This window comes from Paracnuella aquatica (assembly GCF_003332885.2).
In the GTDB taxonomy this organism is placed as follows: domain Bacteria; phylum Bacteroidota; class Bacteroidia; order Chitinophagales; family Chitinophagaceae; genus Flavisolibacter; species Flavisolibacter aquaticus.
In genome coordinates this window covers 1-594 of sequence record NZ_QOWJ01000054.1, presented here as the reverse complement: position 1 = coordinate 594, position 594 = coordinate 1, and the positions used below count along the sequence as shown (strand labels likewise).

Genomic DNA, 594 nt, shown 5'->3' with positions numbered 1-594 from the left:
ATGGTGCCCGGGGGCGGAATCGAACCACCGACACGAGGATTTTCAATTTTCCCAGGATTCAATTCAAGCCTTAGGGTCAGGATTCATAACCAGAACATGACGGTTGCGGCGAGGGCGATGGCGGAGAGGAAGACCTTCGGGCATCTGTCGTAGCGGGTGGCGATGCGACGCCAGTCTTTCAACCTACCGAACATGATCTCGATGCGGTTGCGCCGCTTGTAGCGGCGCTTGTCGTATTTCACGGTTGTTTTGCGCTGTTTTCGACCCGGGATGCAGGCGCGTATCCCCTTGTCTTTCAACGCATCTCGGAACCAGTCGGCATCATAGCCACGATCCCCAAGCAGCCAGTCGACCTTTGGGAGGCTGCTGAGCAGCGCTCGCGCGCCGATGTAATCGCTAACCGGCCCTGCGGTGACGAACAGGTTGAGCGGCCGCCCTTGGCTGTCACAGATGGCATGCAGCTTGGTGTTCATGCCGCCCTTGGTTCGACCGATCAGGCGACCGCGCCCCCCTTTTTCGCGGCCATGCTGGTCGCCGTGCGGTGTGCCTTCAGGTAGGTCGCGTCGATCATCACAGTCATCGCCTCGCCGTGTT

1 pseudogene is annotated in these 594 nt (G+C 59.8%); it reads right to left on the bottom strand.

From position 1 onward, the window contains the following. Positions 1–83: 83 nt before the first annotated feature. Positions 84–594: pseudogene (locus DRJ53_RS21055) on the bottom strand (IS5 family transposase); the annotation flags it as partial.